Origin of the sequence: Pseudomonas fluorescens (assembly GCF_000967965.1) — a bacterium.
GTDB classification, from domain to species: domain Bacteria; phylum Pseudomonadota; class Gammaproteobacteria; order Pseudomonadales; family Pseudomonadaceae; genus Aquipseudomonas; species Aquipseudomonas grandcourensis.
Genome location: NZ_LACC01000022.1, coordinates 139,564 through 164,079 on the forward strand (window position 1 = coordinate 139,564; position 24,516 = coordinate 164,079).

The 24,516-nt window shown below is 61.6% G+C and carries 20 protein-coding genes; 10 read left to right on the top strand and 10 right to left on the bottom strand.

The window, feature by feature from the left end:
- Positions 1-118: 118 nt before the first annotated feature.
- Complete coding sequence (gene miaB / locus VC35_RS17560) at positions 119-1,447, bottom strand: tRNA (N6-isopentenyl adenosine(37)-C2)-methylthiotransferase MiaB (RefSeq protein WP_046041698.1); 1,329 nt, start codon at positions 1,445-1,447, stop codon at positions 119-121.
- A 136-nt stretch (positions 1,448-1,583) separates the two neighbouring features.
- On the opposite strand from miaB, the gene VC35_RS17565 reads away from it, so the two are divergent.
- Positions 1,584-1,913: a DUF1820 family protein gene (locus VC35_RS17565; RefSeq protein ID WP_008052403.1), complete on the top strand. Its 330-nt coding sequence runs from the start codon at positions 1,584-1,586 to the stop codon at positions 1,911-1,913.
- 183 nt (positions 1,914-2,096) lie between these two features.
- Here the strand turns inward: VC35_RS17565 and VC35_RS17570 are convergent, their stop codons facing one another.
- The 4 genes from VC35_RS17570 to VC35_RS17585 all read right to left on the bottom strand — a co-directional run bounded on the left by VC35_RS17570 (position 2,097) and on the right by VC35_RS17585 (position 5,640).
- Complete coding sequence (locus tag VC35_RS17570; RefSeq protein ID WP_046041699.1) at positions 2,097-2,651, bottom strand: tetratricopeptide repeat protein; 555 nt, start codon at positions 2,649-2,651, stop codon at positions 2,097-2,099.
- 225 nt (positions 2,652-2,876) lie between these two features.
- Complete coding sequence (hemL, locus tag VC35_RS17575) at positions 2,877-4,160, bottom strand: glutamate-1-semialdehyde 2,1-aminomutase (RefSeq protein WP_046041700.1); 1,284 nt, start codon at positions 4,158-4,160, stop codon at positions 2,877-2,879.
- A 28-nt stretch (positions 4,161-4,188) separates the two neighbouring features.
- Complete coding sequence (thiE, locus tag VC35_RS17580) at positions 4,189-4,812, bottom strand: thiamine phosphate synthase (protein ID WP_046041701.1); 624 nt, start codon at positions 4,810-4,812, stop codon at positions 4,189-4,191.
- A 30-nt stretch (positions 4,813-4,842) separates the two neighbouring features.
- Positions 4,843-5,640: a hydroxymethylpyrimidine/phosphomethylpyrimidine kinase gene (locus VC35_RS17585; RefSeq protein WP_046041702.1), complete on the bottom strand. Its 798-nt coding sequence runs from the start codon at positions 5,638-5,640 to the stop codon at positions 4,843-4,845.
- A gap of 383 nt (positions 5,641-6,023) precedes the next feature.
- Between VC35_RS17585 and VC35_RS17590 the strand changes: the two genes are divergently transcribed.
- The 4 genes from VC35_RS17590 to VC35_RS17605 all read left to right on the top strand — a co-directional run bounded on the left by VC35_RS17590 (position 6,024) and on the right by VC35_RS17605 (position 12,514).
- Entirely contained in the window at positions 6,024-8,408 is a 2,385-nt protein-coding gene (locus VC35_RS17590) for a hybrid sensor histidine kinase/response regulator (RefSeq protein ID WP_046041703.1), read from the top strand.
- A gap of 74 nt (positions 8,409-8,482) precedes the next feature.
- Positions 8,483-10,132, top strand: coding sequence for an acyl-CoA dehydrogenase family protein (locus VC35_RS17595; RefSeq protein WP_046041704.1), 1,650 nt, complete (start codon positions 8,483-8,485; stop codon positions 10,130-10,132).
- A gap of 175 nt (positions 10,133-10,307) precedes the next feature.
- Positions 10,308-11,807 carry an AMP nucleosidase gene (amn, locus tag VC35_RS17600; protein WP_185754805.1) on the top strand — a complete coding sequence of 500 codons (1,500 nt, stop codon included), beginning with the start codon at positions 10,308-10,310 and terminating at the stop codon, positions 11,805-11,807.
- A gap of 71 nt (positions 11,808-11,878) precedes the next feature.
- A complete protein-coding gene (locus VC35_RS17605; RefSeq protein ID WP_046041705.1) occupies positions 11,879-12,514 on the top strand; it encodes a pseudouridine synthase in 636 nt (211 codons plus the stop codon).
- Here the strand turns inward: VC35_RS17605 and VC35_RS17610 are convergent.
- A complete protein-coding gene (locus VC35_RS17610) occupies positions 12,509-12,718 on the bottom strand; it encodes a DUF2788 domain-containing protein (protein WP_007937369.1) in 210 nt (69 codons plus the stop codon). The two genes, VC35_RS17605 and VC35_RS17610, sit on opposite strands and share 6 nt — an antisense overlap.
- Positions 12,719-12,972: 254 nt before the next feature.
- The gene (locus VC35_RS17615) at positions 12,973-13,452 is read right to left on the bottom strand and encodes an Lrp/AsnC family transcriptional regulator (RefSeq protein ID WP_007937367.1); all 480 of its coding nucleotides are present in this window, start codon (positions 13,450-13,452) and stop codon (positions 12,973-12,975) included.
- Positions 13,453-13,889: 437 nt separating this feature from the next.
- Between VC35_RS17615 and VC35_RS17625 the strand changes: the two genes are divergently transcribed.
- Positions 13,890-14,936 carry a DUF6515 family protein gene (locus VC35_RS17625; protein ID WP_046041707.1) on the top strand — a complete coding sequence of 349 codons (1,047 nt, stop codon included), beginning with the start codon at positions 13,890-13,892 and terminating at the stop codon, positions 14,934-14,936.
- A 53-nt stretch (positions 14,937-14,989) separates the two neighbouring features.
- Here VC35_RS17625 and VC35_RS17630 read toward each other — a convergent pair whose 3' ends face one another.
- Both VC35_RS17630 and VC35_RS17635 read right to left on the bottom strand, forming a co-directional pair.
- Complete coding sequence (locus tag VC35_RS17630; protein WP_046041708.1) at positions 14,990-15,883, bottom strand: cation diffusion facilitator family transporter; 894 nt, start codon at positions 15,881-15,883, stop codon at positions 14,990-14,992.
- A 41-nt stretch (positions 15,884-15,924) separates the two neighbouring features.
- Entirely contained in the window at positions 15,925-16,344 is a 420-nt protein-coding gene (locus VC35_RS17635; RefSeq protein ID WP_046041709.1) for a hypothetical protein, read from the bottom strand.
- Positions 16,345-16,453: 109 nt separating this feature from the next.
- On the opposite strand from VC35_RS17635, the gene hrpB reads away from it, so the two are divergent.
- The gene (gene hrpB, locus VC35_RS17640) at positions 16,454-18,970 is read left to right on the top strand and encodes an ATP-dependent helicase HrpB (RefSeq protein ID WP_046041710.1); all 2,517 of its coding nucleotides are present in this window, start codon (positions 16,454-16,456) and stop codon (positions 18,968-18,970) included.
- Positions 18,971-19,099: 129 nt separating this feature from the next.
- On the opposite strand, the gene VC35_RS17645 is transcribed toward hrpB, so the two are convergent.
- Entirely contained in the window at positions 19,100-20,020 is a 921-nt protein-coding gene (locus tag VC35_RS17645; protein WP_046041711.1) for a LysR family transcriptional regulator, read from the bottom strand.
- A gap of 226 nt (positions 20,021-20,246) precedes the next feature.
- Here VC35_RS17645 and VC35_RS17650 point away from each other — a divergent pair, with 226 nt between their 5' ends.
- The 3 genes from VC35_RS17650 (at position 20,247) to VC35_RS17660 (ending at position 24,511) form a co-directional block, all read left to right on the top strand.
- Positions 20,247-21,737: an aldehyde dehydrogenase gene (locus tag VC35_RS17650; RefSeq protein WP_046041712.1), complete on the top strand. Its 1,491-nt coding sequence runs from the start codon at positions 20,247-20,249 to the stop codon at positions 21,735-21,737.
- A 21-nt stretch (positions 21,738-21,758) separates the two neighbouring features.
- A complete protein-coding gene (locus VC35_RS17655) occupies positions 21,759-23,129 on the top strand; it encodes an aspartate aminotransferase family protein (protein ID WP_046041713.1) in 1,371 nt (456 codons plus the stop codon).
- Positions 23,130-23,524: 395 nt separating this feature from the next.
- Complete coding sequence (locus tag VC35_RS17660) at positions 23,525-24,511, top strand: ABC transporter substrate-binding protein (protein WP_046041714.1); 987 nt, start codon at positions 23,525-23,527, stop codon at positions 24,509-24,511.
- The last annotated feature ends 5 nt before the right edge of the window (positions 24,512-24,516 follow it).

Below are 24,516 nucleotides of genomic sequence, written 5' to 3' on the forward strand. Positions count from 1 at the left end.
GTCCGGCGTGGCCCCTGTGGGAGCGAGCTTGCTCGCGATGACGGCCTTACATTCAACAAGTGAGTTGTCTGGCCTGACGCTATCGCGAGCAAGCTCGCTCCCACAGGGATCTTCGGTGTTACTGAATTAGCGAACCCCGCAGCGAGTGCGGTTGTGCTGCATCGATGTGCACATCCGCGAACTGGCCGATCAGGGTCGGATTGTCGCAGCGGAAGTTGACGATACGATTATTCTCGGTCCGGCCCTGCAGCTCGCCCGGGTCCTTTTTCGAGTAATCGGTCACCAGGATCCGCTGGATCGAGCCGACCATTTGTCGGCTGATCTCGAAACCTTGCTGGTTCAAGCGATGTTGCAGCGCGTTCAGGCGTTCTTTTTTCAACTCTTCCGGGGTGTCATCGGCCAAGTCGGCGGCCGGTGTGCCCGGGCGCTGGCTGTAGACGAACGAGTAGGAAAAGTCGAAACCCACGTCTGCAATCAGCTTCATGGTTTGTTCGAAATCTTTCTCGGTCTCGCCCGGGAAACCGACAATAAAGTCCGAACTGATGCAGATTCCGGGCACGGCGGCGCGCAGTTTGCGTAGCTTGGATTTGTATTCCAGCGCTGTGTGGTTGCGTTTCATCGCCGCGAGGATGCGGTCCGAGCCCGATTGCACCGGCAAGTGCAGGTGCTTGACCAGTTCCGGCACATCGGCGTGGGCCTGGATCAGGCTGTCGGAAAATTCCAACGGGTGCGACGTGGTGTAGCGGATGCGGTCGATGCCGTCGACCGCGGCGACTACGCGGATAAGCTCGGCCAGGTCGGCCAGGCGCCCATCATGAGTAGTCCCACGATAGCCGTTGACGTTCTGCCCCAACAGCGTCACTTCGCGTACGCCGTTTTCGGCCAAGTGAATGATCTCGGCAAGCACGTCGTCGAACGGCCGGCTGACCTCTTCGCCGCGGGTGTAGGGCACCACGCAGAACGTGCAGTACTTGCTGCAACCTTCCATCACCGACACGTAAGCGCTAGGGCCGTCGATGCGGGGCTCGGGCAAATGGTCGAACTTTTCGATTTCCGGGAACGAGACGTCGACTTGCGGCAGCTTGCTGATGCGTGCGGCGTCAATCATTTCCGGCAGGCGGTGCAGGGTCTGCGGGCCGAAGACCACGTCGACATAGGGGGCGCGATCACGGATGGCTGCGCCCTCCTGGCTGGCCACGCAACCGCCGACGGCGATCACCATGTCCGGGTTGGCCAGTTTCAGTTCGCGCCAGCGACCGAGCTGGGAGTAGACGCGATCCTGTGCACGTTCGCGGATCGAGCAGGTATTGAGCAGGATCACGTCGGCGTCTTCAGCGCGGGCGGTGACTTCCAGGGCCTGATGTTCGCCCAGCAGATCGACCATGCGCGAGCTGTCGTACTCGTTCATCTGGCAACCGTGGGTTTCGATGTAAAGCTTCTTGGCCATGGAATAGAGTCATCACGTGATTCAAAGAACCGCGCATTATAGGGAACATGCACCCAGGTTCCTACCGCTGCGCGTCCGATGGCTATGCTATAGTTCGCGCCCTCATTTTTATCCCCCGATGTGTTGCTCGCCTGCCATGACCAAACGTGAAGCTCCAATCTACAAGGTGATTTTCCTCAACCAGGGCCAGGTGTTCGAAATGTACGCCAAGCAGATCTATCAAAGTGATCTGTGGGGCTTTCTGGAAGTGGAAGAGTTCGTCTTTGGCGAGCGCACGCAAGTGGTCGTCGATCCGAGCGAAGAAAAGCTCAAGGCTCAGTTCGAAGGCGTGGTGCGCAGTTTTGTGCCGATGCATTCGATCGTGCGCATCGACGAAGTCGAGCGTATGGGAACACCGAAAATCAGCGAAGCCCGTGGCGCGGTCGGCAATGTCATGCCGTTTCCGATGCCGATGCCTGAGAAGTAAGCAGCTAGGGCTAGAGAGGCTTGTTGTGGCGAGGGAGCTTGCTCCCGCTCGGCTGCGAAGCAGTCGCAAGACCGAAATGCGCGGTGTGCCAGGCAGAGTGTGATTGCAGGATTTAGGGCCGCTTCGCGCCCCAGCGGGAGCAAGCTCCCTCGCCACAACAAGCCACCCCGCAGTCAGAAGTGCTCAGGGCAGTGGTGCGAAAGGCGTACGCCCGTCAGCGCTCTGCAATTCCATCAAATATTTACGGAAGATTTGCCCGAGCACCTGGGTAGCAAGCTCCAGTTCTTCGCGAGGCATCTTTTCGGTGACTTCGTCGGCGGTGTCCAGTGCGTCTTCGGCGCCATTGACCGCCGCCATCTTCAGCAGGATGTACGCCTGAACGTTATTGGCCGGCACGCCTTCGCCGTGGAAGAACATGGTGCCGAGTTTGAATTGCGCCTGGGCGTGGCCTTGCAGCGAGGCTTTTTCGAAATAGCTCAGGGCTTGGTTGAGGTCGCGCGGGGCGTTTTTGCCTTCGTAGTAGAACTCACCCAACTCGTATTGCGCTTGCGCATCCCCTTCTTCCGACGCTTTCTGGCAGGCGGCGAGCGCCTGTTCCAGGTCTTGCGGCTGGGTATTGAGGGTGCAGCGACCCATCGCTGGGATTAACAACGAGTTGCCGCCTGCTTGTGCGTGCGCGAGCAGGGGCTGAAGAAGCAACAGGCAGCCCAGTGCAAGGGTGCGGCCGGTGCGGTTCATGGGAATCGACTTACCTCTGAAGGGCGCGCGGACCCATCGAGGGGATCCAATAAGCGCGCATTATGAAATAAGCAGGGCCAACCTTACAAAGTCTTTACTCGTTTTTCTGCTGCGCGGGAAATTTATCGCCCACTTTGCGGGGGATTATCAGCAGATGAGCAGGAAAAAACCTGGGAATGCAGGCGAAAGCTGACGCTGGCAAGGGCCAGCGTCAGCATTTGAGCGTTACTTCAAGGCCGCGAAGGCGCGCTCGGCGGCGTCCAGGGTCAGCTTCAGTTCAGCTTCGCCGTGGGCGATCGAAGTGAAACCGGCTTCGAATGCGCTCGGTGCCAGGTACACGCCACCTTCGAGCATCAGGTGGAAGAAGCGGCCGAACAGGGCTGCGTCGCTGGCCATGACGTCATCGAAGGTGACGATGTTGTCGGCACCGCTGAAGTACAGGCCGAACATGCCGCCGGCCTGGGTGGTCACGAACGGAATGCCGGCCGCATCGGCGCGCTGTTGCAGGCCGTCGAGCAGGCGAGTGGTGTAGTCGGTCAGCTCGGCGTGGAAGCCCGGACGGCTGATCAGGCGCAGGGTGGTCAGGCCAGCGGCCATCGCCAGCGGGTTACCGGACAGCGTACCTGCCTGGTAGACCGGACCCAGCGGGGCGATGCGCTGCATGATTTCACGCTTGCCGCCGAAGCAGCCGACCGGCATGCCGCCACCGATGATCTTGCCGAAGGTGGTCAGGTCCGGCGTCACGCCGTAGTACGCCTGGGCGCCGCCGAGGGCGACACGGAAACCGGTCATCACTTCGTCGAAAATCAGCACCACGCCGTGCTTGTCGCACAGGGTCCGCAGGCCTTCGAGGAAGCCTGGTGCCGGCGGCACGCAGTTCATATTGCCGGCCACTGGCTCGACGATGATGCAGGCCACGTCCTGGCCGACTTCGGCGAGCATGGTTTCTACCGCGTCGATGTCGTTGAACGGCAGGGTCAGGGTGTGTTTGGCGAATGCTGCCGGTACACCGGCCGAGCTCGGTACGCCCTGGGTCAGTGCGCCGGAACCGGCCTTGACCAGCAGGCTGTCGGAGTGACCGTGGTAGCAGCCTTCGAACTTGATGATGCTGTCGCGACCGGTGAAGCCGCGGGCCAGGCGAATGGCGCTCATGGTCGCTTCGGTGCCGGAGCTGACCATGCGCACCATTTCCATCGACGGTACGAGGGAGCAGACCAGGTCGGCCATCTGGGTTTCCATCTCGGTCGGGGCACCGTAGGACAGGCCGTGCTCAAGCTGCTTGCGCACCGCGTCCAGTACGTCCGGGTGGCTGTGGCCGAGAATCATCGGACCCCAGGAACCGACGTAATCCACATAGCGCTTGTCATCTTCGTCGGTGACGTAGGCGCCTTCGGCGTGTTTGAAGAACAGCGGCGTGCCGCCGACGCTCTTGAACGCGCGAACCGGCGAGTTCACGCCACCGGGAATGTGTTTCTGGGCATTGGCAAACAGCGTTTCGGAACGAGACATGATCGGGCTCTCAAATCAGATTTAAAGCTTAAATAGAAAACAATTCGTTGAAGGCGCGGGCGCGGCGGGTCACCTCAGCCGTGCTCTCGGCACCGAACAGGCCATGCACCACCGCCAGCAGATCGACGCCATGGGCCACCAACGGGGCGGCGTTATCCAGGGTGATGCCGCCAATCGCGCAGATCGGCAAGTGCAACTGCTTGCGGGCCTGGTCGAGCAGGTCGAGGCTGCAGGTCGGGGCGCCGGGTTTGGTGTTCGAATTGAAGAAGCGGCCGAAGGCGACGTAGCTGGCGCCTTCCCTGGCGGCCTGTTCGGCCAGTTCGAGCTGGGCGTGGCAGGTCGAGCCGATGATCGCCTGGCGCCCGAGCAGTGCACGGGCCGGAGTCAGTGGGCCGTCGGTCTGGCCCAGGTGCACGCCTACATTCAGGCGCGCCGCCAACTCGGCGTCATCGTTGATGATCAGATGCGTCTTGTAGCGTTCGCACAGCTCGCGCAAGGCTTCGGCCTCACGCAGGCGGCGGGCCTCGTCGCTGCTTTTGTCGCGGTATTGCAGCAAGGTGACGCCGCCTTCCAGCGCCGCCTCCACGTACTTGAGCAACTTACCGTCCAGCAAATGGCTGTCGGTAATGGCGTACAGGCCACGTAGTTTCATCGGACAAGCCTCACCGCATACAAATAGAAGTTACGAACAGAAATCCAGCGGCAAGCGGCGCGGCACGAACTGGCCTTTGCCCAGTTGCTCGGCATCACGCAGTGTGCGCCACGTGTAGTTAAGCGCGGTCTGCACGGCGCTGGCGAGGTTTTCGCCATGGGCCAGACGACCGGCCAGGGCACTGGCCAGGGTGCAACCGGAACCGTGATAACTGCCCGGCAAACGCTGGCAAGTATAGGTTTCGCGCAGACCATCGCGGCTGTACAGGCGATTGTGGATTTCGGTTTCGTCGCCATGGCCGCCGGTGATCAGCAGGTGTTTGACGAACGGCAAGAGTTTTTCAGCGCACTCGTCCGCGGTGCCTTCGGGCAGTTCGGCGAGGATGCGGGCTTCGGGAAGGTTGGGGGTCGCAATGATCGATAGGGGCAGCAGGCGTTCGCGCATGGCGTAGCCGACCTCGTCCTTGCCCAGGCGTCCGCCGCCGCCGGCGCGCAGTACCGGGTCGCAGACCACCGGCAAGTGCGGGTGCGCCGAAAGCAGTTCGACCACGGTGTCGACCATTTCCAGAGAACCGAGCATGCCCAGTTTGACCGCCGCGACTTCGGAGTCGTTGAGCACGGCATTGGCTTGGGCCAGTACCCACTCACGGTCGAGGACGCGGAAGTCCGTGACATTGACGGTGTCTTGCACGGTCAGGGCGGTGACGGCCGGAGCCGCATGGCAACCCTGAGCGAGCAGGGCTTCGATATCTGCCTGCAAGCCGGCGCCACCACTTGGGTCGTGGCCGGAGAGACAGAGGACAACGGGGCGAGAGCTGTAGATATTCATGGTGCGCGAGCTTACCACCAAACATTCTTTTTCGGGTGCAGCGACACTCCATTGTGGCGAGGGAGCTTGCTCCCGCTGGGTCGCGAAGCGGCCCCAAAAAACCTTCACGTTCATTGCGTCGACTGGTTTTACGACTGCTTCGCAGCTGAACGGGGGCAAGCCCCCTTGCCACAGTGATTTTCCTGCCATTGATAATCGTTCAGAGGTATCGCTGAAACGCCCGTCCTAGAGCCTTTTCTGGAAAAATTTCAATGGTGTTTAATGGCCATCAACGGCTATGCTAGAGTGGATCCAAACCAATAACAGGTGATGCCGGTTTTACGTCTGCTCAAAAGGAATGGGGGGCTTCCTGACAGAACCGGACAGGCCACGCTGGGGCTTCAATGCGCTATTTGCTGATGTTGCTGTTATGTTTGCCCCTCCTGGCAAACGCCGTCGAGTTCGATGAGTTCACTCAAAGCCTCCCTTTGGGCCGTACCCTGCAGGTCTATGAGGACGCAGGTGGTCAGGCGACCATCGAGGATATCCGTGCGCAAGCGGCGGCCGGCAACTTCAAACCGCACCACAAGGACACGCTCAACGCCGGGTACTCGCGTTCGGTGTTCTGGCTGAAAATCGACCTGCATTACCGTCCGGCCAATCCGGCGGCGCAAAGGACCTGGCTGCTGGAACTGGCCTATCCACCCCTTGATCATCTCGATCTCTATTTGCCCGATGCGGCCGGCAACTATCAGTTGGTCAGGCAGACCGGCGATGCCTTGCCCTTCGCTAGCCGCGAGATTCGTCAGAACAACTATCTGTTCGACCTGACGTTCAAGCCGGATCAGGCCGAAACCGTATTCATGCGCTTGCAAAGCGAAGGTTCGATCCAGGCGCCGGTCACCTTGTGGTCTAGCACCGCCTACCTCGAAGAACAGCCCGTGCGCCTCTACGTATTGGGGCTGATCTATGGCGTGCTGCTGGGGATGCTGGTCTATAACCTGTTCATCTACCTCAGCGTGCGCGACACCAGTTACCTCTACTACATCTTCTATATCGCCTCGTTCGGCTTGTATCAGCTGTCGGTAAATGGTGCGGCCGTGCAGTATTTCTGGCCGGACAATCCATGGTGGGCCAACGCCGCGACGCCGTTTTTCATCGGTTGTGCGGGGCTGTTCGGCAGTCAGTTCGCCCGCAGTTTCCTGCAAATGGCTACCCACAGTCGCTGGCTCGACCGCCTGTTGCTGGTGCTGGTTGGCTTCGGTGCGCTGGTGGTCGGCCTGTCGTTGATGACCAGCTATGCCCTGGCCTTGCGCCTGGCCACGGCCCTGGCGCTGACATTCACCGTGGTGATTTTTGCCTCCGGGATCTTTGCCTGGCTGCGGGGCCTGCGGGTGGCGCGGTATTTCATCATTGCCTGGTCGGCGTTTTTGCTCGGTGGCATCGTCAATACGCTGATGGTGCTGGGATACCTGCCGAATGTGTTCCTGACCATGTACTCCAGCCAGATCGGCTCGGCCATCGAAGTGGCGTTGCTGTCCCTGGCACTGGCCGACCGCATCAACGCCATGCGCGAGCAACAGGCTCAAACCCTGTTCGACGCCAGCCAGAAGCTTGAAGTCCTCAACCAGCAACTGGCCCGCAGTAACAAGCTCAAGGACGAGTTCCTTGCCACTCTGACCCACGAATTGCGCACGCCCATGAACGGTGTGATCGGTTCGCTGGAGCTGATGCAGACGGTCGATATGGACCCGGAGCTCGAGCAGTACCAGCAGACGGCTTCGGGGTCGGCGCGGGACATGATGCGCATGGTCAACGGCATCCTCACCCTCACCGAATTGCAGGCCGGCAAACTCAAGGCCTCGGCCGACACCTTCAGCTTGCGTGGCGTGGTCGAGGCACTGCGCACGCAGTTCGAGGGCAACGCATCGAGCAAGTCGCTGGACTTCAAGGTCGATGTCGCGCCAGGTGTGCCGGATCGTTTGCACGGCGACAACGTCAAGATCGCGCAGTGCCTGGAATGCCTGCTGGATAACGCCATCAAGTTCACCAAGGTCGGCGGCCTGGCCCTGCGAGTGACCGGCAAGACCATCGAGCCCGACCGGCTGGCCTTGAACTTTGCGGTGATCGACACGGGCATTGGTTTCACCGATTTGGGGGAGGCCACGATGTATCAACGGTTCTTCCAGCTCGATGGCTCAATGACTCGTGAATACGGTGGCCTGGGGGTTGGCCTGGCGATTTGCCGACAGTTGGTCGAATTGCTCGGTGGACGCCTGACTCATCGCTCCGAGCCAGGACGCGGCAGCCGATTTCAGCTGGATGTGGAAGTCGGGTTGCCGGTGGTAGAGCGTCCGGTGGTGCCATTGATGACCCGGGACTTTCCGCGCCTGCGCTTGCCTCAGGATTGTGCCGTGCTGTTGGTGGATGACAACGGCATCAGCCAGTTGGTGATGCGCGGCATGTTGCTCAAGCTGGGCTTTCGCGTACGTACGGCCGACAGCGTCGATGCCGCGCTCGATCTCTTGCAGCACGAAGTGTTTGACGCGGTGCTGGTCGATTGTCAGTTGCCGCTGCTGGACGGTGAGTCGGTGTGCTGCCAAATCCGCGCGTTACCCGGTTATGCCGAACTGCCATTGTTCTTGATCGCCCTGGGCGGTGACCGTGAGCGCTGCCCGACCGGCGCGGTGATTGATCATTTGAACAAACCGGTGAAATTCGAAGACTTGCAGGCCGCGCTCTATCGCCGCGTGCTTTGTTCACAGCAGGGCGAAAGCGCCGGCAGTTAGGCGGATATGACACTTTGATCGGCCGAGGGGCGGTGCTTAACTGAAGTTCCTTGGCCGACCAAAGGAGCCCTGTCATGAACCTGCATCAGTTCGCCGAAACCCACGAAGTCACCAACCAGCCACCGTCACTGGACGGCGCCAACCTGTACCGCATCGACTTGCCGTTGCAGGAGTGGTCGCGGCGGTTCGGGGCCGGTTGGGCCGAATCGCGGATCGACGCCTATGGCGCGCTGGCCGGTGGCCCGTTGATGGAAGCGGGGTTCCTGGCCAATCAGAACAAGCCGGTGTTCAACAGCCATGACCGGTTTGGTCATCGCATCGACCTGGTGGAATTTCATCCGGCCTATCACCAATTGATGCGCACCGCGGTCGAGCACGGCCTGACCTCGCTGCCCTGGGCGCACCCGCAGGACGGCGCCCATGTCGCCCGCGCTAGCATGTCGTACCTGCACAGCCAGGCCGAAGCCGGCAGTGGCTGCCCGCTGACCATGACTTTCGCCAGCGTTCCGGCCATGCGCCTGCAACCGGACCTGGCGGAAAAGTGGCTGCCGAAAATCCTCGCCACCGAATACGACCCGCACAACGTCGGTATGGCCCACAAGGCCGGGGTTACCATCGGCATGGCCATGACCGAGAAGCAGGGCGGCACCGATGTGCGGGCCAATACCACCAAGGCCTATCCGGTCGGTGCCAGCGGTCCGGGCCAGGCCTATGAACTGGTCGGGCACAAGTGGTTTTGCTCGGCGCCGATGTGCGACGCCTTCCTGACCTTGGCGCAGACCGACAAGGGCCTGACCTGTTTCCTGTTGCCGCGCCATCGTCCGGACGACACGCGCAATCAGTTCTATATCCAGCGCCTGAAGAACAAGCTCGGCAATTGCTCCAACGCTTCCAGCGAAGTGGAGTTCCGTGGCGCACTGGCGTGGATGGTCGGTGAGGAGGGCCGTGGCGTTCCGACGATCATCGAGATGGTCGCCATGACCCGCTTCGATTGCATGGTCGGTTCCAGTTCGCTGATGCGCCAGGCGCTGACCCAGGCCAGCCATCACTGCGCTCACCGTTCCGTTGGCGGCAAGCTGCTCAGCGAGCAGCCGTTGATGCAGAACGTGCTGGCGGATCTGGCCCTGGAAAGCGAAGCCGCCCTGGCCTTGAGCTTGCGAATGGGCCGGGCGCTGGATCATCTGGACGATTCGCAGGAAGCCAAATTCGCCCGGCTGGTGACGGCGGTGGGCAAGTACTGGATCTGCAAGCGGGCGCCGGCCATGATCAACGAAGCGGCCGAATGCATGGGTGGTGCGGGTTATGTCGAAGACAGCATCCTGCCGCGGCTTTACCGTGAGGCGCCGGTGAATTCTACGTGGGAAGGTTCCGGTAACGTGCAGTGCCTCGATGTGCTGCGTGCCCTGTCGAAAGAGCCGGGTGTGCTCGATGCGCTGTTCAGCGAGTTGGGCGATGGCCATGGCGACAAGCGTCTGGCGGCGCACATCAGCCAGTTACAGGCGGCCTTCAAGGACACCAGCGATATTCAGTATCGCGCGCGGCAATTGACCGAAGACATTGCCCTGGGGTTGCAGGCGAAGTTGTTGCTGGAAGCCGGGAATGCGGTGGTCAGTGATGCGTTTATTGCCAGTCGTCTGGATGGCTGCGGCCGAGTGTACGGCGCATTGCCACGCGGCCTGGATGTGGAAGCGATTGTCGCCCGCTCGACTCCACAAGGCTTCTGATCACGAGTGACCCGGCACCGCAAACCCCTGTGGGAGCGAGCTTGCTCGCGATGACGGATTAACATTCAACAGTGATGTTGACTGATACGCCGCTATCGCGAGCAAGCTCGCTCCCACAGTTGTTCTCTGTACATAGTCAAAGCCACTGTTCCCGTGAAGCGACGATGCAGGCAAGATGAAGGTCTGCAAGTCAGAACACAGGATGCTGATCGTGACCGAAGCTTTTATTGTCGTTCAAACCGCCGAGCAAGCCGTGGATCGGCTTGCACTCTTGCACAATCGTGCAACCACCGCGCTGAGCCAGGCGCTCAAGCGTTACCTCAAGGATCGCGTCGAGCCCGATGCCGAACAGCGCGCGATGTTCCGCTATCCCGAATTGCGCCTGACCTACCGCTGCCAGGGCGAAGTCCCGCAGACCACTCGCGCTTACGCCAAGGTTCAGTTGCCGGGCACCTACAGTGTCACCGTTACCCATCCGTCGGCTTTCCGTAAATACCTGCTGGAACAGCTCGTTCCGTTGATGCACGACTTCACCGTGACCGTGGAAGTCGGTGTCAGCCAGCAGAACATCCCGTACCCGTATGTGGTCGAGCAGGGAGATGAGCTGGCGGGTTCCGGCGTCACCGCCGCGGTGCTGGCGCGGGTGTTCCCGAGCACTGACCTGTCGGCGGCGACCGACGGCATTGCCGACGGTTTGTACGATTGGGAAAACACCGATCCGCTGCCACTGGCGCTGTTCGATGCTGCCCGGGTGGATTTCTCCCTGCGCCGACTGGTGCATTACACCGGCAGCGACTGGCGACATGTGCAGCCGTGGATTCTGCTGACCAACTATCACCGCTACGTCGACCAGTTCATCGTCCATGGCCTGGAACAACTGCGCAAAGACCCGCGTTTCGTGCGCATGGTGCTGCCGGGCAATGTGATCATCGACAAGAGCATGGACCACGGCGAAGCCTCGGCGATTGCTGCCGGTGTGGTCTGGCACCGCTACCAGATGCCGGCCTATCACCTGATCGCCAGTGACGGCCACGGCGTGACTCTGGTCAACATCGGTGTCGGCCCGTCCAACGCCAAGAACATCACCGACCACTTGGCCGTGCTGCGTCCGCACTGCTGGCTGATGATCGGTCACTGCGGTGGCCTGCGTCAGTCGCAGACCATTGGCGATTACGTGCTGGCCCACGCCTACATGCGTCGCGACGGGATTCTCGACCGGGTGGTGCCGCCGAACATTCCGATTCCGGCGTTGGCCGAAGTGCAACTCGCGCTTCAGCAAGCGGCGGCCAACGTCACCGGCGAGAAGGGCGACGAACTGAAGAAACGCCTGCGTACCGGCACCGTGCTGACCTACGACGACCGTAACTGGGAGCTGCGTTGGGCGCAGGAACGGCCACTGATCAACCTGTCCCGTGCCGTGGCTGTGGACATGGAAAGCGGCACCATCGCCGCCCAGGGGTATCGCTTGCGGGTGCCGTACGGCACGTTGCTGTGCGTCTCGGACAAGCCGCTGCACAGCGAAATCAAGCTGCCGGGCTCGGCCAACGCTTTCTATGAGCGCGCGGTCAGCCAGCACCTGAAGATCGGTATCGAGGCGGTGGACCTATTGCGCACCGAACTCAACTCGTTGCACTCGCGCAAACTGCGCAGTTTCGACGAGCCGCCGTTCCGCTAACAGTTGTCATGGTCATTTGGCGGTCAGGGCACTAGCATTAGCAGCCCTGATCGCTAGATGCTCACGTCGCCATGTCCCGTCCTCAACGCCCCGTTTCCCGCCGCCCTGGCGCGAAACCCTCTCCTGCAGCCCCGCGTCGTGTCGCCAAGGCACCGCCGTCCGAGCCGAAACTGATCCTGTTCAACAAACCTTTCGATGTGCTGACGCAATTCAGCGACGGGGAAGGGCGTGCAACGCTCAAGGATTACATCGATGTACCGGGAATCTATCCGGCCGGACGGCTGGACCGCGACAGCGAAGGCTTGTTGCTGCTGACCAACGACGGTCAGCTTCAGGCGCGGATCGCCGACCCGAAACACAAGCTGGCCAAGACCTATTGGGTACAGGTCGAGGGCGAGCCGGACGCCGAGCAGTTGCAGCGCTTGCGTGATGGCGTCGAGTTGAATGACGGCATGACCTTGCCCGCCGAGGCGCGGCAACTGGACGAGCCCGAACTGTGGCCGCGCAATCCGCCGGTGCGCTTTCGCAAAAGCGTGCCGACCAGCTGGCTGGAGTTGGTGATTCGCGAAGGGCGCAACCGGCAGGTGCGACGCATGACCGCGGCGGTCGGGTTGCCGACCTTGCGTCTGGTGCGAGTCAGGATCGGTGACTGGACGATCGAAGGGCTCGATCAGGGCCAGTGGAAGGAAGTGCCGGCGCGCTTATAACGTGCCGGATTCGATCAGGCCGATCACCACGCTCTTGATCACGAACGCCGCCACGCCAAGGCCCAGCACGAAGAACAGAATGAATGAGCCAAAGCGCCCGGCCTTGGACTTCTTCGCCAGATCCCAGACGATGAAACCCATGAAAATGATCAGGATGCTGACCAGACCGGTCATCATCCACTCTTCGAAAACGGCAGGATCCATCGAACATCTCCAGCGCGGGCTTGGCTAAAAGGGCGCGGGGAGTATACGCCTGCGCGGGTTCGCGCTGTATTGACCTGCGTCGGTGTGTCGCACCTGTGGCGAGGGGGCTTGCCCCCGTTCGGCTGCGAAGCAGTCGCAAACGCAGAAAATACGGTGTGTCAGATACAACCTGCATGCTGATTTCAGGGCTGCTTCGCACCCCAACGGGGGCAAGCCCCCTCGCCACAAAAACAGTTGGTGCCCCGCAATCTCGATCAGCTACGCAGATGAGTCAACGGCAACTCAGTGCTGTTGAGCACCTGATTCAGCACAAAACTCGACCGTACGCTGGTCACGCCTTCAATCCGCGTCAGATGCCCCAGCAGCAGTTTCTGGTAGTGGTCCATGTCCGGCACCACGACCTTGAGTTGATAGTCGGCATCCATCCCGGTCACCAGGCTGCATTCGAGCACTTGGGGCAGGGTGCGGATGGCCGCTTCGAAATTCTCGAAACGCTCCGGCGTGTGGCGGTCCATGCCGATCAGCACGTAAGCGGTCAGGCTCAGGCCGAGCATCTTGCGGTCGAGCAGGGCGACTTGGCGGGAAATGTAGCCGTCGTCTTCCAGTTGCTTCACCCGCCGCGAGCACGGCGAAGGCGACAGGCCGATGCGCTCGGCCAGCTCCTGGTTGGAGATGCGTGCGTCGCGCTGCAGTTCCGCCAGAATACTCAGGTCGTAACGGTCGAGTTTGCTCATCAAACGGTCCTTTGTCGTAACTATTGCGAAGGATTATGTATCCGGGGTTAAAAATTGCGCAAGTGATGTTTAATTCGGCAATCTTCGCAATCCTCTGCCGGCGCTCCCGGCCTATTCTTATCACCAGAATCACTGCTCGGACAAACAGTCCAGTGCGGCTCGCCGAATCAGGCCCGCCGCGGTCGCCACCCCCACCGGGGATGTGCCGACCCCCGAGCTACACACTGTCCAGAAGACGGCGTGAGGTGAGCCGACGCCACAAGTGTCGAGCCAGGACGAAGTTCTCTAAGGGGAGGCCGACGGGTCTCCCCTTTTTCTTGTGCGGAATTTGCCCCCCGACCCTCAATAAATAAGTTGCGTGACTGATAACCTGTCGCAGAACCGGCCACTGCTTTCTCAGTCTTACGTACAGGCCCTTATCCGTAATGAGGAAAAGCATGAAATCGCGCATCTGGCGTTTGGCCGGTGTTGGTTTGCTGTGTGTCAGTGTCACTGCGCAAACGATGGCCGATGAGCCGCAAAACCGTGGTCATGATGGCGAGCAACACGGCCAGGGTGGGCATCAGGGCGATAACCAGGGCCATGGTGGCAGCAATCAGCCGCATCCGCAAAACGGCCAGCAGCAGAATCAGCCCCGGGCGCAGAGCAACGACAATCGCCAGTACGATCACAACGGCCAGAATCAGCATCAGGACAATGGCCAGTGGCAGAACCGTCCAGCGCCGGATTTCAACAGCCGGGTGCGCTCGCCGCCACCGCCGCCGCAGATGCCGGCCACTGACATGCCAATCCAGCCCCGGCCCGACACCGTGCGCCAGACCCAGCAGCCGCAGCGTGGCTACTATCAGGATCAGCCGCGTCGCAACGATTACAACCAGCACTGGAATGGCTACATAGGCGCACCGTCCTATGACAATCATGGGCAGGGGCGCCCGAATGGCCATGGTAGCGGCTGGGGGCCAGGCCCCAGGTATCGCCCCGGCCAGGTGATCGACCGCTTCCCCGAGCGCAACTTCCGCGTGCCTTACCGTGGCATGGATTACTACTATTCCGGTGGCTACTGGTATCGCCCGCTGGGCCCCCGTTATGAGGTGGTAGAGCCACCGCGCGGGATTCGCGTCAGATACCTGCCCGATTACGCCCAGCAAGTGTGGATCGGCGGGGCATTGCTGTTCCTCGCTGCCGGTTCGTATTACGCCTATCAGGAAAACACTCAGGACTACGTTGTGGTCGAGCCGCCGGTTGGCCAGTCGCAACCGCAACCACCCGCCGGCAGCAATGGTTATGACGTGGAGGCCTATCCAGCCAACGGTCAGTCGCCGGAGCAGGTCAGTCGGGACGGTTACGAGTGTTATCAATACGCGGTGCAGCAGAGTGGTTTCGATCCACGAACCGCCACCTACCAGCCAGACCCGTCGGTGGTGCAAGCCTACCGACAGGCCCAGGGCAACTGCCTGAGCAGTCGCGGTTATCAGGTTCAGTAGCAGCTACAAGCTACAAGCTACAAGCTACAAGCGGCAAGCTTCAAACTTGCAGCTTAAAGCTTGGAGCTTGAAGCTGCTTTTACAGGATCGGCGTGCACCAGCACTTCGGCTCGCGGGTAGGCGGTGTGAATGGCTGCTGCGGCCTGATCGCTGATGCCATGGGCAACGGATAACGTCAGCTCCCCCGGCAGCTCCAGATGCAACTGCACAAACCACTGGTTGCCGGAGATCCGCGTGCGCAGGTCATGGGCACCCAGCACGCCGGGGACGCTGCACGCCAATTCCAGCATGTGCTGGCTGACCTCCGGCGGCAGTTCTTCATCCATCAACACCGCAAAGCTCTCACGGGCGATCTGCACTGCGCTCCACAGAATGTAGGCGGCGATTCCCAGACCAAACCAGGCGTCGACCTGAAACCAGCCAAACCCGGCCAGTACCAGCGCCAGCAGAATGCTGCCGTTGAGCAGCAGGTCCGAACGGTAGTGCAGCGAGTCGGCACGCACGGCGTTGGAACCCGTGGCCTTGATCACCCGATGTTGCAGCGACAGCAAGGCCAAGGTCAGGACGAGGGAGAAGACAATCACGCCGATACTGATCCACGGCGCGCCGATCGGTTCGGGATGTTTGAGCCGTTCAAAGGCCTGCAACGCGATCAGTACCGCACTGCCGCCAATGAACAGCGCCTGGGCCATGCCCGCCAATGACTCGGCCTTGCCGTGCCCGTAGCGATGATCATTGTCGGCGGGGCGCAGGGCGTAATGCACCGCCAGCAGGTTGAGCAATGACGTGACGCCGTCGAGTGTCGAGTCGGTGAGCCCGGCGAGCATGCTCACCGAGCCGCTCAGCCACCAGGCGATGGCTTTGGCGACGATCAGGATGCACGCCACCGCCACCGAGGCACGGGTCGCCAGCCGCAGCAGGCGGGCGTGTTCGGAGCTGGAGGTCATGGAGGCCATCGTTCCTTGAAGAGTCCTTTAGCGCGCAGGGATTATGCGGCGGGTTGCAGGCCGAACATCGCCAGTTGCTGGGCACTGCCTTTGCTTTGGATCAGGCGTGGATCATCCAGCGGGAAGCTGCGGCCCAGTTCACTTTCCAGAATAGTCTGCAACTTGTGGTTATCGACCTTGCCGTCGGGACCGATGGCGTCCTTGAGTTTTTGCGGGTCGACCTGGGCGGTCTTGCCCGGCTCGAAGTAAATCGCGCCGGTGGCGAAGTCCACGGCAAACGCAATCAGGCCGGGGATGATGTAGAACAGCAGGCCCACGGCGTCGAGCGCGGCGATGGCCGGGTCGATCTTGCCTTCGATCTGGCCACGGCGATCCGGGTAGAAGATCGAACCGCAGGCGGTCACTTGAGTCAGCAAGGTTGCGACCAGAACACCGCCAATCAGGCGAAAGGGAACATGCATATGAAATCTCCTGGGTAATCTCGAAACGAAACGTCGTCGGTATGAATTAGGACCGTGATTAACGCCACGCAGTTCGCCGTTATACTCGCCGCTCTGTTTTGGAGCCAGCATGATTTCTTTGCCGATCGATGAAGTTTTACCCGCCCTGCGTGAAGCCCTCGCTACACGCCACGAAGCCGTGCTCGAAGCGCCGCCCGGCGCGGGTAAAACCACCCGGGTGCCTTTGGCCTTGCTCAACGAGCCGTGGCTGGCCGGGCAGACCATCCTGATGCTCGAACCCCGCCGGTTGGCCGCACGCGCAGCAGCGGAACGGCTGGCCAGTGAGCTGGGGGAGAAGGTGGGCGAAACCGTGGGCTATCGCATTCGGCTCGACAGCAAGGTCGGTCCCAACACCCGCATCGAAGTGGTCACCGAAGGCATCCTCACCCGGCGTTTGCAGGGTGACCCTGCGCTCGAGGGCGTGGGCCTGCTGATCTTCGATGAATTTCACGAGCGCAGCCTCGACGCTGATCTGGCCTTGGCCCTGAGCCTTAATGGCAGGGAGCTGTTCCGGGACGATCAGCCGCTGAAAATCCTCTTGATGTCCGCCACGCTGGAAGGCGAACGCTTGGCCGGGCTGCTCGACGACGCGCCGATCCTGCGCAGCGAAGGGCGCATGTTCCCGGTGGCGATGCGCTGGGGCCGGCCGTTCCAGGCCGGAGAATTCATCGAGCCGCGTCTGGTGCAGACCATCCTCGAAGCCTTGAACGACGAGACCGGCAGCGTGCTGGTGTTCCTGCCGGGGCAGGCAGAAATCCGCCGCGTGCATCAGCAACTGGCCGAAGCCTTGGGCGAAAGCACTCAGGTTCTACTGTGCCCGTTGCACGGTGAACTGGACCTGGCCGCGCAACGTGCGGCCATCGATCCGGCTCCTGCGGGCAAACGCAAAGTGGTGCTGGCCACCAACATCGCCGAAACCAGTTTGACCATCAACGGAGTGCGGGTGGTGATCGATGCCGGGCTGGCGCGGGTACCGCGTTTCGACCCCGGCAGCGGCATGACCCGCCTCGACACCCAACGCATCTCCAAGGCCAGCGCCACCCAGCGCACGGGCCGGGCCGGGCGACTGGAACCGGGCGTGTGTTATCGCTTGTGGTCCCAGGACCAACACGAGCAACTGGCGGCCTATGGCAGTGCGGAAATCCTCTCGGCGGACCTCGCCGGGCTGGCCTTGCAGCTGGGACGTTGGGGCGTGACGCCCGGACAACTGGTGTGGCTCGACGTGCCGCCGGCCGCCGCTTATGCACAGGCTCAGGACCTGCTCGAACGCCTGGGGGCCATGGAGGGTGAGGCACTGACCCGTCACGGCCAGGCCATGGCCGAACTGCCGGCGCATCCGCGCATCGCGCATTTGCTGTTGCGCGGCCAGGCGCTGGGTCTGGCGGACATGGCCTGTGATGTCGCGGCACTGCTCGGCGAGCGCGATATCTTGCGCGGCGCCGGGGCGGATCTGCACAGCCGACTAGTGCTGCTGTCTGGCGAAGAGCGCGCCGCACGCGGTGCCCAGGGCGGTGTGCAGCGCGCACGGCAACTGGCGCGGCAGTATCGTGGATACCTGCGCGGCAAAGCCTCGGAGCCGGTCAGCGATCCGGATCACCCGCGCTGGCTCGGTGCGTTGCTGGCACTGGCCTATCCCGACCGCGTCGCCCAGCAACGGCGGGCCGGTGGTGCGGAGTATCGCCTGGCCAACGGACGTGCCGCACTGTTTGCCGAGGCCGACAGCCTCATGAAGCAAGCGTGGCTGGTGATCGCTGATCTGGGCAGTCGCCAGGGCCAGCGTGAGGAGCGGATTTATCTGGCGACGGACTTCGATCCGGCGCTCTTCGACTCCGTGCTGGCCGAGCAGGTGCGCTGCGTCGACCAACTGGATTGGGATGAACGTGAAGGCGTGCTGCGGGCCGAGCGTCAGCGCAAGGTTGGTGAACTGATCCTCAGCCGCGAGCCACTGACCGGTCTCGACGAAACCGCCCGCAGCCAGGCGCTGGCGAACCTGGTGCGGCGCAAAGGCCTGGAACTGTTGCCGTGGACTCCGGAGCTGCGTCAGTGGCAGGCGCGGGTCGCCTTGTTGCGGCTACTGGATCTCGCCGGCAAGGGCGAGAGTGAGTGGCCGGATGTCAGCGACACGGCATTGCTCAAGAGTCTGGAGCACTGGCTGATGCCGTATCTGGGCAAGGTTTCGCGGCTCAGTCACTTTGCCAACCTGGACCTGTCGAACATCGTCCACAATCTGCTGCCGTGGCCGCTGCCACAACGCCTGGACGAGCTGGCACCGCATCATTTGAGCGTGCCGTCGGGCTCGTCGATTCGTCTGGACTACAGCGAACAGCCGCCGATTCTGGCGGTGCGATTGCAGGAGTTGTTCGGTCTGGCCGAGACTCCGCGCATTGCCGGGGGCCGGCAGGTGGTCAAGCTGCATCTGTTGTCCCCGGCGCGCCGGCCGGTGCAGGTAACTCAGGACCTGGCCAACTTCTGGCGCAGCACCTATGCCGAGGTGAAGAAGGATTTGAAGGGGCGTTATCCGAAGCATTACTGGCCGGATGATCCGCTGGTGGCGGAGGCGACTGCGCGGATCAAACCCCGTAAATAACGGCTGAACGCTGGACATTGTGGCGAGGGGGCTTGCCCCCGTTGGGTCGCGCAGCGGCCCCAACTCTTCACCTGAAAAGCAGGGCCTGCTGCGCAGTCCAACGGGGGCAAGCCCCCTCACCACAGGGGATTACTGTGGATTTTCGGATTTGGCGGTCAGTTGTTCGCGGCAGTAATCAGCAAACAACTGCGCCGGTTTGGTCAGTTGCCCACGCTTGAGCCATGCCGCCACCAGCCCGGAACCGGTGACGTCCTCGGCGATGTCCACGCACACCACTTTCTGCCCGTCGTAGGTGCACTCCGAATGCGGCTTGGTCACCAGGATAGAGAACCCGAAGCCCTGGCCAACCATGCCGCGCACCATCTCGATGGATGGCGAGCTGAAGGCGATGCGTGGGGTCAGGCCCAGCTCCTCGAACAGGCTGACGAAGTAGGTGCGGCTCGGCTGCACGTCCAGAAGAATCATCGGTTCCAGGCACAAATCCCGTAGCGACACCTGCGCCTGCTGGGCAAAGCGGTGATCCGCCGGCAGCAGCGCGTAAGGTCGTTGCGCCGGCATCAGCGGTTCGGTTTCGATGGTGCCGTCCAGATCGTGCTCGTAAAGGATCGCCAGATCGAAAGCGCCGGAGGTCAGGCCCTGCACCAGCTCTTGTTGCTCGCCGTCGCGGATGCGGATTTCCACTCCCGGGTACAGCGCCGAAAAACCGGCAATCAATTGCGGCAGGTACAGCGGCGCGACGGTTTCGAAACAGCCGATATCGATCTGCCCGGACACCACATCGTTGTCGGCCAGGGCGTTCTGTTCGAACTCCTTGGCCATGCGCAGCAGTTCCTGGGCCTTGCGGTAGAAGCGTGCACCGCTGGGGGTCAATGACACGCCCTGTGCATGGTGACGAATCAGCAGTTGCACGCCGAAACTGTCTTCCAGCCCTTTGATGGCCGTGGAGATCGAAGGCTGGGCGATGTATAGCTTGCGCGAGGCCTCGGCAACGCTGCCGCACTCGACGGTGGTGATGAAGTATTTCAGTTGACGCAGATTGTAGGCAGCCACAGCAAACCTCGGGGGAGAACGGATCAGGCATCCTGGCAATTTGCGCGCCACCCCTATCCGCTCGGGTAGCGATTTGTTGTGTTTGAACAATAACCACATGCTGCGCCAGAAGGGAGATTGGCTACGTAGTTTTTTCTTGGCCTGCGAACACATTTTTACTGGTTTTCCACCGCTCGGGCCTGAGCGACTATCCAATACACAAGAATGTCCTCTGGAGCATCTGAACGTGTTCGAGCTTGAGTATTGGCAACGCAAGGCCGCTTCCCTGCGGTTTCCCGACCAGGCCGTGATCGACGGCCAGCGCCGCGCGGCGCAATCGGGGCAGACTTTCGCCGCGATCAACCCTGCCACCGGGCAATGCCTGGCCAACGTTGCCGCCTGCGGCGAAGAAGATGTGAACGCGGCGGTGCACAATGCGCGGCAGGTCTTCGAGGCTGGCACCTGGGCTGCACGCTCGCCGAGCGAACGCAAGCAAGTACTGTTGCGCCTGGCCGACTTGATCCTGGAAAACCGTGAAGAGCTGGCGCTGCTCGATTCGCTGAACATGGGCAAGCCCGTCACCGATGCCTACAACATCGACGTGCCGGGTGCCGCTGGCGTGTTCCGCTGGTACGCCGAAAGCCTCGACAAACTCTACGATCAGGTCGCGCCGAGTGCGCAGAACGTGCTGGCAACCATTACTCGCGAAGCCTTGGGCGTAGTGGCTGCCGTGGTGCCGTGGAATTTCCCTCTGGACATGGCTGCGTGGAAACTCGCCCCGGCCCTGGCCGCCGGTAACTCGGTAATCCTCAAACCGGCCGAGCAGTCGCCGTTTTCTGCCCTGCGACTGGCTGAGCTGGCGCTGGAGGCGGGGATTCCGCCAGGCGTACTCAACGTACTGCCGGGCCTCGGCGAGCAGACCGGCAAGGCACTCGGCCTGCACCCGGACGTCGATTGCCTGGTGTTCACCGGCTCCACCGAAGTCGGCAAATATTTCATGCAGTACTCGGCCCAGTCGAACCTCAAGCAGGTGTGGCTGGAGTGCGGCGGCAAGAGCGCCAACCTGGTGTTTGCCGATTGTCAGGATCTGGATCTGGCGGCCGAGAAAGCCGCATTCGGCATCTTCTTCAATCAGGGCGAAGTTTGCTCGGCGAATTCGCGGTTACTGGTGCAGCGCTCGATTCATGACGAGTTCGTCGAACGCCTCAAGGTCCAGGCCGAACGCTGGTTGCCGGGCGATCCGCTGGACCCGTCGAGCGCCGCCGGGGCCATCGTCGACAGCCGTCAGACCGCGCGCATCATGAAGTTCATCCAGCAGGCCGAACTGCAAGGTGCGACCAAGGTTTGTGGCGGTCGGCAGTCGATCTTCAACGGCTCGGACAACTTCATCCAGCCGACGATTTTCACCGGCGTGACGCCGGACATGCCGCTGTTTCGCGATGAAGTGTTCGGCCCGGTGTTGGCGATCACGCCATTCGACGACGAGGCCCACGCCTTGCAGTTGGCCAACGACAGTGTCTACGGTCTGGCGGCTTCGCTGTGGACCGACGACCTCAACCGCGCCCACCGTGTGGCGCGACAATTGCGGGCCGGTACGGTGTCGGTCAACAGCGTCGATGCGCTGGACGTGACCGTGCCTTTTGGCGGTGGCAAGCAGTCGGGTTTCGGCCGCGACCTGTCCCTGCATTCATTCGATAAATACACCCAGTTGAAGACCACCTGGTTTCAATTGCGCTGATAACAAAACGGAGAACTGGCGATGACCACATCACGTGACACCCGCGACTACCAGGCCGCCGACGCTGCGCACCACATCCATGCGTTCGTCGATCAGAAAGCCCTCAACGAAGAGGGGCCACGGGTGATGGTCCGTGGCGAACGCCTGCACCTGTGGGACAACGATGGCCGGCGCTACCTCGACGGCATGTCCGGGTTGTGGTGCACCAACCTCGGTTACGGGCGCAAGGACCTGGCCTTTGCTGCGAGCCAGCAACTGGAACAGCTGCCGTACTACAACATGTTTTTCCACACCACCCACCCGCAGGTGATCGAGCTGTCCGAGCTGCTGTTCAGCCTGCTGCCGGCTCACTACAGCCACGCGATCTACACCAACTCAGGCTCCGAAGCCAACGAGGTATTGATCCGTACGGTGCGTCGCTACTGGCAGGTGCTCGGCAAGCCCGAGAAGAAAATCATGATCGGCCGCTGGAACGGTTACCACGGTTCGACCCTGGCCGCGACGGCGCTGGGCGGCATGAAATTCATGCACGAAATGGGCGGCATGATTCCGGACATCGAGCACATCGACGAGCCGTACTTCTTCGCCCACGAAGGCAACCTGACCCCGGCTGAATTCGGTCTGCGCGCGGCCCAGCAACTGGAAGCGAAGATTCTCGAGCTGGGTGCGGACAAGGTCGCGGGCTTTATCGCCGAACCGTTCCAGGGCGCCGGCGGCATGATCTTCCCGCCAGAAAGCTACTGGCCGGAAATCCAGCGCATCTGCCGCAAGTACGATGTGCTGCTGTGTGCCGATGAAGTGATCGGCGGCTTCGGTCGTACCGGCGAATGGTTCGCCCACGAGTACTTCGGATTCGAGCCGGACACCCTGTCCATCGCCAAGGGCCTGACCTCAGGTTATATCCCCATGGGTGGCTTGATCCTGTCGAAGAAAATGGCTTCGGTGCTGGTGGAGCAGGGCGGCGTGTTCGCCCACGGCCTGACCTACTCCGGGCACCCGGTGGCGGCGGCGGTGGCGATTGCCAACCTCAAGGCCCTGCGTGATGAAGGCGTGGTGACGCGGGTCAAGGACGACATCGGTCCGTACCTGCAACAGTGCCTGCGCGAAGTGTTCGGCAAGCACCCGCTGGTGGGTGATATCCAGGGCACCGGCATGGTCGCGGCGCTACAACTGGCCGAAGACAAATCCACTCGCAAGCGTTTTGCCAACGAGAACGACATCGCCTGGCGCTGCCGTACGATTGGTTTCGAGGAGGGGGTGATCATTCGCTCGACCTTGGGCCGGATGATCATGGCGCCGGCGTTGATTGCCAGCCGTGAAGAGATTGATGAGCTGATCAGCAAGACCCTGAAAGCGATGGATCGTACGGCGCAGGAATACGGCCGGCTCTGATCTTGCTGGAAGGTCCTGCGGACCTTATCGCGAGCAGGCTCGCTCCTACATTGGATTTGTGTCGATCATCGGAAACGAGGGCGACATAGACCCCCTGTAGGAGCGAGCCTGCTCGCGATTGCTTTTGTCGAATCAAACTACTTCTCAAGTCTTGCACCCACCTCGGGCATCCCTGCCCGTAGCGCCCTTTCACAGTGCGCGCTAACCAGTTTTTTCATCGTTCGCATCCACATATTTCCTCATTTTCCTAATCCCGCCCTTGGGCCAACATCGATCTCGTCAGCCCGCCGAATGCTGCCCGCCGAAGGGTCCCCGAGAGATCACAGGTTGCAGCCGATTCAGGGCTCGCCGTACTGCCCATGACAAAACTAAATCAACAGCTTTGGGAGTGCTCCATGATCAAGTCCTTGCTTACCCGCGTTGCCCATCCACTGGCGGTCACCGCCATCGCCGCGACGGTCGCCACCAGCGCCCAGGCCGGCACCCTGTCCATCGGTCATACCACCTGGGTCGGCTACGGCACCCTGTACCTGGCCCAGGACCTTGGCTACTTCAAGGAAAACGGTTTGACCGTCGAGTTGCCGGTGGTCGAAGAAGCGGCGATGTACATGGCCGCCCAAGCGTCCGGCGAGTTGTCCGGCTCGGCGTCGACCATCGACGAGGTGCTCAAGTACCGTCCGCAATTCTGCTTCAAGGCCGTGGCCGCGCTGGACGACAGCCATGGTGGCGACGGCGTGCTGGTAGGCAAGGACGTCAAGAGCCTGCAAGAGCTCAAAGGCCAGGCCGTGGCGGTGAATGAAGGTTCGACCTCGCAGTTCTGGTTGTCGTATCTGCTGAAAAAGAACGGCATGAAAATGAGCGACATCACCGTGCAGAACATGACGGCCGACGACGCCGCCACCGCATTCATCGCCGGTCGCGTACCGGCTGCCGTGACCTGGGAGCCGCACCTGTCGATGGTTCGCGACAAGAAGCAAGGCAAGGTGCTGGTCGACAGCAGCAGCACGCCGGGGGTGATCGTCGATGTGGTCGCACTGAACTGCACCGTGATCGAAAAGCAGCCGGAGGACGTCAAGGCGCTGGTGGCCGGTTTGTACAAAGCCGTGCAGTACACCAAGGATCATCCACAGGAAGCCTACAAAATCATGGCCAAGGGTGTCGGCGGTTACCTGGCCGATCCGAAGGAACTGGAAGCCGCAGCGCAAGGCGTGCGTTTCTACGATCAGGCCATGAGCGAAAAACTCCTGGGCGCGCCGGGTAAACCGGGTGACAGCGCACCGCTGATCAAACTGGCCAACGAGACCGCCAGTGAGCTGCAAGGCAAGCCCTACAACGTCAGCAATGACGACCTGATCGACAACCGCTTCGTCACCCCGCTCTAGGAGGC

What these genes read in the sequence shown, in the direction of transcription:
- miaB (WP_046041698.1), bottom strand. Translation starts at nt 1,447, where the DNA reads ATGGCCAAGAAGCTTTACATCGAAACCCACGGTTGCCAGATGAACGAG.
- VC35_RS17565 (WP_008052403.1), top strand. Translation starts at nt 1,584, where the DNA reads ATGACCAAACGTGAAGCTCCAATCTACAAGGTGATTTTCCTCAACCAG.
- VC35_RS17570 (WP_046041699.1), bottom strand. Translation starts at nt 2,651, where the DNA reads ATGAACCGCACCGGCCGCACCCTTGCACTGGGCTGCCTGTTGCTTCTT.
- hemL (WP_046041700.1), bottom strand. Translation starts at nt 4,160, where the DNA reads ATGTCTCGTTCCGAAACGCTGTTTGCCAATGCCCAGAAACACATTCCC.
- thiE (WP_046041701.1), bottom strand. Translation starts at nt 4,812, where the DNA reads ATGAAACTACGTGGCCTGTACGCCATTACCGACAGCCATTTGCTGGAC.
- VC35_RS17585 (WP_046041702.1), bottom strand. Translation starts at nt 5,640, where the DNA reads ATGAATATCTACAGCTCTCGCCCCGTTGTCCTCTGTCTCTCCGGCCAC.
- VC35_RS17590 (WP_046041703.1), top strand. Translation starts at nt 6,024, where the DNA reads ATGCGCTATTTGCTGATGTTGCTGTTATGTTTGCCCCTCCTGGCAAAC.
- VC35_RS17595 (WP_046041704.1), top strand. Translation starts at nt 8,483, where the DNA reads ATGAACCTGCATCAGTTCGCCGAAACCCACGAAGTCACCAACCAGCCA.
- amn (WP_185754805.1), top strand. Translation starts at nt 10,308, where the DNA reads ATGAAGGTCTGCAAGTCAGAACACAGGATGCTGATCGTGACCGAAGCT.
- VC35_RS17605 (WP_046041705.1), top strand. Translation starts at nt 11,879, where the DNA reads ATGTCCCGTCCTCAACGCCCCGTTTCCCGCCGCCCTGGCGCGAAACCC.
- VC35_RS17610 (WP_007937369.1), bottom strand. Translation starts at nt 12,718, where the DNA reads ATGGATCCTGCCGTTTTCGAAGAGTGGATGATGACCGGTCTGGTCAGC.
- VC35_RS17615 (WP_007937367.1), bottom strand. Translation starts at nt 13,452, where the DNA reads ATGAGCAAACTCGACCGTTACGACCTGAGTATTCTGGCGGAACTGCAG.
- VC35_RS17625 (WP_046041707.1), top strand. Translation starts at nt 13,890, where the DNA reads ATGAAATCGCGCATCTGGCGTTTGGCCGGTGTTGGTTTGCTGTGTGTC.
- VC35_RS17630 (WP_046041708.1), bottom strand. Translation starts at nt 15,883, where the DNA reads ATGACCTCCAGCTCCGAACACGCCCGCCTGCTGCGGCTGGCGACCCGT.
- VC35_RS17635 (WP_046041709.1), bottom strand. Translation starts at nt 16,344, where the DNA reads ATGCATGTTCCCTTTCGCCTGATTGGCGGTGTTCTGGTCGCAACCTTG.
- hrpB (WP_046041710.1), top strand. Translation starts at nt 16,454, where the DNA reads ATGATTTCTTTGCCGATCGATGAAGTTTTACCCGCCCTGCGTGAAGCC.
- VC35_RS17655 (WP_046041713.1), top strand. Translation starts at nt 21,759, where the DNA reads ATGACCACATCACGTGACACCCGCGACTACCAGGCCGCCGACGCTGCG.
- VC35_RS17660 (WP_046041714.1), top strand. Translation starts at nt 23,525, where the DNA reads ATGATCAAGTCCTTGCTTACCCGCGTTGCCCATCCACTGGCGGTCACC.